5 protein-coding genes are annotated in these 6,698 nt (G+C 58.3%); 4 read left to right on the top strand and 1 reads right to left on the bottom strand.

Going from position 1 to position 6,698, the window contains the following annotated elements:
- The first annotated feature begins 127 nt into the window (after positions 1 to 127).
- Together VK738_13745 and VK738_13750 are read left to right on the top strand one after the other, a co-directional pair.
- The gene (locus VK738_13745; protein HTD23716.1) at positions 128 to 1,177 is read left to right on the top strand and encodes a S41 family peptidase; all 1,050 of its coding nucleotides are present in this window, start codon (positions 128 to 130) and stop codon (positions 1,175 to 1,177) included.
- A gap of 216 nt (positions 1,178 to 1,393) precedes the next feature.
- Positions 1,394 to 2,293: a hypothetical protein gene (locus tag VK738_13750; protein ID HTD23717.1), complete on the top strand. Its 900-nt coding sequence runs from the start codon at positions 1,394 to 1,396 to the stop codon at positions 2,291 to 2,293.
- A gap of 195 nt (positions 2,294 to 2,488) precedes the next feature.
- Here the strand turns inward: VK738_13750 and VK738_13755 are convergent, their stop codons facing one another.
- Complete coding sequence (locus tag VK738_13755; GenBank protein HTD23718.1) at positions 2,489 to 3,832, bottom strand: Nramp family divalent metal transporter; 1,344 nt, start codon at positions 3,830 to 3,832, stop codon at positions 2,489 to 2,491.
- A gap of 173 nt (positions 3,833 to 4,005) precedes the next feature.
- Between VK738_13755 and VK738_13760 the strand changes: the two genes are divergently transcribed.
- The gene (locus tag VK738_13760) at positions 4,006 to 5,574 is read left to right on the top strand and encodes a hypothetical protein (GenBank protein ID HTD23719.1); all 1,569 of its coding nucleotides are present in this window, start codon (positions 4,006 to 4,008) and stop codon (positions 5,572 to 5,574) included.
- A 386-nt stretch (positions 5,575 to 5,960) separates the two neighbouring features.
- Positions 5,961 to 6,698 (top strand): hypothetical protein (locus tag VK738_13765; protein HTD23720.1); only part of this gene is annotated, 738 nt, incomplete at its 3' end.

A 6,698-nucleotide genomic window follows, 5' to 3' on the forward strand; every position in this document is an offset into this window, starting at 1 on the left:
CGAATTTCTCCGTGCCTCCGCGTAAACTTCCCGACGATGAGGGAAGTCTTAAATTTAGTGAAGGAACTGGCTGATTCTTCTCAAACATGAGACAAGTCAATTATTCTGCCTTGGAAAGGAACCTGACATGCGTCTGCTGCTCTTGCTGATTGCTGTTGTGGCTACGGGACTGGCGCAGCAGCCAACCCAACCTAGCCTCGACAAACGGGCGCGCGCAGCCGTGATCGAAGCGCTTGCTGCGAAACTCAATGCCGGTTACGTGCTGCCTGATTCTTCGCAGAGCATCATTCAAGCCTTGCAGAAGGCACAGCAGGCTGGAGATTACGACGCCGTTCAAACGCCGAAGGAATATGCGGAAATGCTCACAGCCACCTTGCGAAGCGCAAGCCACGATAAGCATCTGTCGGTTTTTTATGATCCCCAGCCGGCCCCGTCTTCTCAAGTTTCACCTAACCCGTCCGATGCGCGGGAACGGTACAATTTCGGCTTCGGCAAGCTTGAGCGCTTGCGAGGCAACGTTGGGTACTTGGAGATCCTGAGTTTCGCACCGGTTGAGCAGGCCGCCGAGACAGGCGGTACCTATCTGAGCGCCCTGGCTAACTTCGACGCAATCATCCTGGATCTTCGCAAGAATGGAGGTGGCAACACGCCGATGGTTGCATTCGTTGCCAGCTACTTTTTCGACGCGAGTCCGGTTCACTTGACAGACATCTACTGGCGCGATTCGAACGAAACCAGTCAGTTCTGGACTTGGCCATTAGTGCCTGGCCGGCGATCGGCACGCCAGCCGCTTTATATCCTTACCAGTGGCTCGACGTTCTCTTCTGCGGAGGATTTTTGTTATTCGCTTCAAAAACTCAAGCGAGCAGTAATCGTTGGGGAGCAGACTGGAGGAGGTGCACATTCCGGAAGGGGGCTGCAACGCCTCACGTCCCTCTTCACGGCCTTTATTCCGGTGGGGCGCTCAATCTCTCCAATTACAAAATCGAACTGGGAGGGCGTTGGCGTCGAACCCGGCCTCAAGACAACCGCCGATAGGGCTCTTGACGAAGCCTACATTCAGGCGTTGAAGGTCCTTCTGGATCGGGAGACCGACGAAGCCTGGAAGCAAAACCTGCAACAGGTCCTTCAGGACTTGACGGCCAAGACCCAACAGGCTGCACCCACCTCTCACTAACTCTTTAGAGTGTAGCGAGGGGCCTCAGCTTTCCCTCTGCGTTGATCTGCCTCTGTGCCTCTTGTGGTGAAAGGCCACCCCAAACTTCCCGCCAAACGCGTTATAAAAGCAGTCAGCATTCAAGCCACAGACGAGAATTAACAACCCGATTCGAAACCGATGATACAATCCAGCCTTCCCTAGGAAAGCCTATCTAGCGGTCCACTGGAGGCGCCTATGCGCCACGCCCTTCGCACTCTCCTCGTGTTTTCACTCTTGCTTACCACCATCGTTTCCATGCAAGCCCAGCAGCCGCTGCAGATGGCCAGCCTGCGTCCTGACCCGCAACTGCGCTGGCAGCGGGTCTCGCCCACGGCGCAGAAACCTGATGGCCCGGTGCTGTATCAGCTTCTGCTCAATGCCAGCGGAAGCGCGGGCACGGTGCCGGTGTTCGACAGCAATCCGCGCCACCTCATCAACTCGCCCATCACGGTAGGCGGAGGCAATGTGGCCATTGGCGGGCTCTCGATCAACGGCGGTTCCGGCATCATCAGCTTTGCCGGCAGTCAGAGCTTCGCGGGCAACGGATCAGGACTGACCAATCTGAACGGGGCCAATGTAACCGGAGCGGCGGGTACGGTGGGGCTGGTGGTGCAGGGCGCGAGCGCGCAGACCGCGAACCTGCAGGAGTGGAAAAACAACGGAGGCACGGCGGTGGCCTCGGTTTCCGCCGGCGGCGTGATCAGCGGCGACGGATCGGGAATCAGCAACCTGAGCAGCAGCCAGCTTGTGAACGGCGGCATCAACCGCGAGCAGATCGCGCTGCTGAAGTGGTATCCGGCCTTTCGGAGCGCCAGCTTTGCCGTTGGCAATAGCCCCGAGGGAGTGGCTTTTGACGGGGCCAACATTTGGGTGGCGAACAACAACGGCAACACTGTGAGCAAGCTGCGGGCCTCGGATGGCGCGGTTCTGGGCACCTTTGCCGTCGGCCTCAGCCCCTATGGGGTAGCCTTTGACGGGGCCAACATCTGGGTGGGCGAACCAGAACAGCAACAATGTGACCAAGCTGCGGGCCAGCGATGGCACGCTATTGGGCACCTTTGCCGTGGGCAGCTTTGCCCACGGAGTGGCCTTTGACGGCGCCAACATCTGGGTGGCGAACTACCTCAGCAACACTGTGAGCAAGCTCTGAAAAATAGTTCTCGGTTCTCAGTTCTCAGCGAAAGACTGTCGTTCAGACAAGATCTGCGCAGCCCTCTGCGTTGATCTGCGTTCATCTGCAGGCTAAGCTTTTTGATTTTGCTGCTCCGCGCCTCCGCGGTGAAACCCACTCTAAAACTTCCCACCAAATGCGTTATAGAGCAGCAGAGCATTCAACGCAATGATGACGCCGGTCGTGACATAGGCCAGCAGGTTCGTGATCCGGCTGTTGGCCAGCTCCTGCATGATCCCAACCCGGCGCGTGAGCATGATCAACGGGATAAGCGCGAAGGGCAGCGCAAAACTCAGGACCACCTGCGAGAGCACCAGAATTCTCAGCGGATCGAACCCTAAGCCAATTACCAGCACCGCCGGAATCATGGTGATCAGGCGGCGCAGAAAGATGCTGAACTTGATCTTGAGAAAGCCTTCAATGATCACCTGGCCGGCCATGGTGCCCACGGTGGAGGAAGATAGTCCGGAGAACAACAGTGCAATGGCGAACGCGACCGCCGAAGCCCGGCCCAGCAGTGGCAGCAAGGTCTCGTGGGCCTGCTCGATGGATTCGATCGCGTGGCCGCTGCGCAATGTCACCGCCGCCGCCATGATGATCATGGCCGAGTTAATCAGCCATGCGCCGTTCATGGCGAACAACACGTCAATCAATTCATATTTAACGTGGCGCATACGCTGCAGCCACTGCCCGGTGGGGCAGCGGAACTCGTTTTCGCGCACCCGGTGCTGCACCAGCGCCGAGTGCAGATACACCACGTGGGGCATCACGGTTGCGCCCAGCATGCCCACCGCGATGTAAATACTCTTGGAATCAATTTGCGGAACGATGGTGTGATACCCAATCGCCTTCCAATCGGCCCAGCCCAGGTCAACCAGAAACAGCTCCAGCGCATAACACGCCGCAATTCCAAAAACGAATGCTACGATCACCCGCTCCAGTTTGCGGAAGCCGTAGAGCTCGACTGTGAGAATCAGGAAAACCAGCACGCCCGTGAGGATGGCGGAAAGCAGCATCACGTTCTGCTGGCTCATGCCGTGGGCGAGCAGTTGCGGTCCAAACAGCAGATAGAACCCCAGTGCCGCCCCTAGAAATTCAGCCAGGTCGGTCGCCACTGCGGCCAGCTCGGCGGCGATCCATAAACCCAGGGTCACCGGCCGTGAAAAATGCTCGCGGCAATTTTCCGGCAGCGAGCGTCCGGTGGCGATGCCCAGCTTCGCCGAAAGATACTGAATCAGGATGGCCATTGCGTTCGACCACAACAGCACCCAGAGCAGCTTGTATCCAAAGTGCGTTCCGCCATCAATGTTGGTGGCGAAGTTGCCGGGATCAATGTAGGCCACGCTGGCCACAAACGCCGGACCGAAGTAGGCCCATAGCTCTCCCCGCCGCAGGGAGGGCAGCTTGAGCTTAATGTTCCACCCTTTGCGGGTGGCATCGGTTTCTGGGGTGGTGGACATCATCAGCAGCGGATCGCCAAACTTTACAGTATAGCGGTTGCGAGAATGGTCGGAGAAGGCAGGTTACAGAGAAGAAACCGGCGATTTGAAGGGAATAATTATTGGACTGGTTGGTTTTATCGTTATCTAAGCTGCATTTAACGAAGTTAAAATCCTGCGATTTTCTGGAGACCTCTATGCCTCGGGTCCTTGGTAAGTTGTTACTACTATTGCCTTTATTGTTCGCCATCATTCCCATGCAAGCCCAACAGCCGGTGCAGATGGCCAGCCTGCGTCCTCAGCAGCAACTGCGTTGGCAGCGCACCTCGCCCACTGCACAGCAGCCTGACGGGCCGGTGCTGTATCAACTTCTGCTCAACGCCGGCGGAACTCCGAACAAGCTTGCTCGATTCGACAGCAATCCCCGGCACCTGACCAATTCGCTTCTGACGGATAACGGCAGCACCGTGGCTGTTGGGGGAATGTCCATCAGTAGCTCCGGCATCATCAGCTTTGCGGGTGGGCAGACGTTCGCAGGGACCGGAACAGTGACCAGCGTGAGTGCCGGAGCGGGACTTACTGGCGGGCCTATCACCATCAGCGGCACGCTGAGCCTGGATACAAGCTTTACTAACAATCTCTATCCACGCCTGGCAGGGGCCAACCTTTTCACCACCGGCACCCAGGCCATCCAGACCGGAGCGCCGGGCACGGTGGGGCTGGTGGTGCAGGCAGTGAACGCGCAGACCGCCAACCTGCAGGAGTGGAGAAGCATCATGGCCGTGCCTGTGGCCTCGGTTTCGGCCAGCGGCGTGATCAGCGGAGCGTTCAGCGGCGACGGGTCGGGGCTCACCAACCTGAGCAGCAGCCAACTCGTGAACGGTGGTATCAACCGCGAGCAGATCGCGCTGCTGAAGTGGTATGCCGCCAATCAGACCACCACCTTTGCTGTTGGTGGCGGTTCCGCAGGGGTGGCCTTCGACGGGGCCAGCATCTGGGTGGTGAATCTAGGCCCCAACAGCGTGAGCAAGCTGCGGGCCAGCGATGGCACGGTGCTGGGCACCTTTCCCGTTGGCAATGGCCCGGTGTCACTGGCCTTTGACGGGGCCAACATCTGGGTGGCGGACCAGAACAGCAGGAATGTGAACAAGCTCCGTGCCAGCGATGGCACAGTGCTGGGCACCTTTGCCGTTGGCGCCACCATCAACCATCCTGGAGTAGCCTTTGACGGGACCAACATCTGGGTGACGAACAACGGCGATAACACTGTGAGCAGGCTGCGGGTCAGCGATGGCGCTACGCAAGGGGGCCCCTTTCCCGTAGGCGTCAACCCCTTTGGAGTAGCCTTTGACGGGTCGAGCATCTGGGTGGCGAACCAGGGCGGCAACACTGTAAGCAAACTGCAGGCCACGAGTGGCATGGTGCTGGGCACTTTTGCCGTCGGCGCCAACCCCGCTGGAGTGGCCTTTGACGGGATCAACATCTGGGTGGCGAACCAAGGCGATAACACTGTGAGCAAGCTGCGCGCCAGCGATGGCGCACCGTTGGGCACCTTCCCCGTCGGCTCCGGCCCTATTGCGGTGGCCTTTGACGGGTCGAGCATCTGGGTGACGAACCAGTTCGGCAACACGGTGAGCAAGCTGCGGGCCAGCGATGGTGCGCCGTTGGGCACCTTTTCAGTTGGCACGTTCCCCTATGGAGTCGCTTTTGACGGGGCCAACATCTGGGTGGCAAACCAGTTCAGCAACACTGTGAGCAAGCTCTAAAAAACAGCACCCAATTGTCAGTACTTTGTACACAGGAAAAAACGGGTCGTCCAGACAAAATCTTTGGGCCGGCTCGCCCGCAGAGCGTGGGGGGACTTATTTCCGTGCGGACGAGATGCCTCGTCTCGATGGCGGTTCCACAATTACTGTATCTGCTGCCGTGTGTTGAGTGCCTCTTTGGAAACAGTAATCACGGGTCAGGCCGGCTTTGGGGTGATGGATATCAATGGTCGAACCGCCAAATGTCAAGTATATACGCGCCTTTTGATTACCAAAGTTTGCTGTCAGCGCAACCAATGCGTGGTAAGCTTCTTATACCTTCCTTAAAACAGAAGCAAGAGTCCCCCCCGACTGCAATCCCCCAATAACTTTAGTGGAGGCAAACTATGCCATCGCATTCCCTCGCCCGTCGTTGGGGCTTCGCCATCTTGTCCGTATTGCTTTTGTTGACCCCATCCGTTTTTGCCCAAGTGCAAGTCGCAAAGTTGCGTCCGGATTTGGTTTGGCAGCGCACTTCGCCCACCCGGGGCGCGGTTGAGGGGCCCGTGCTGTATCAGCTCCTGCTCAGCGGCGCGGGGACGCCGGGCACGATTGCAAAGTTCGATACCAATCCCCGTCATCTCATCAACTCACATATTAGTGACAATGGAGGCATTGTAGCCATTGGCGCCATGAGTGTGGACAGCAGTACGGGAATCATCAGCTTTGCCGGCGGCCAGACATTTCCCGGAACGGGAAGCGGCACCATCACGAATGTAACGGCAGGAACAGGTCTCTCGGGCGGCGGCAGCAGCGGAAATGTAACTCTCAACAATGCCGGAGTCCTGGGAATCACCGCGGCCGATAGCAGCGTTACCGTGGGCGGAACCGCCGCCAATCCTACACTGGCGGTCAACACCACAACCAGCGATACGCGCTATGTGCTCAAGACCGGCGACACCATGACCGGCACGTTGAACCTTCCCGTCAACGGTTTGGTGGCTGGCGGCAGCCAGCTTGTTCTTTCCGGAGGGAAGGTGGGTATTGGTACAGCCAGCCCGAACGCGCAGTTGCAAGTGTCAGGTCCAGGCGGCGCACAAGGCATTGGAAATGGCGGTCCCGGCGGACCTGGTGATGCGGGATTG

Source organism: Terriglobales bacterium, from assembly GCA_035487355.1.
Lineage (GTDB): Bacteria > Acidobacteriota > Terriglobia > Terriglobales > Acidobacteriaceae > QIAW01.

What these genes read in the sequence shown, in the direction of transcription:
- VK738_13745 (HTD23716.1), top strand. Translation starts at nt 128, where the DNA reads ATGCGTCTGCTGCTCTTGCTGATTGCTGTTGTGGCTACGGGACTGGCG.
- VK738_13750 (HTD23717.1), top strand. Translation starts at nt 1,394, where the DNA reads ATGCGCCACGCCCTTCGCACTCTCCTCGTGTTTTCACTCTTGCTTACC.
- VK738_13755 (HTD23718.1), bottom strand. Translation starts at nt 3,832, where the DNA reads ATGATGTCCACCACCCCAGAAACCGATGCCACCCGCAAAGGGTGGAAC.
- VK738_13760 (HTD23719.1), top strand. Translation starts at nt 4,006, where the DNA reads ATGCCTCGGGTCCTTGGTAAGTTGTTACTACTATTGCCTTTATTGTTC.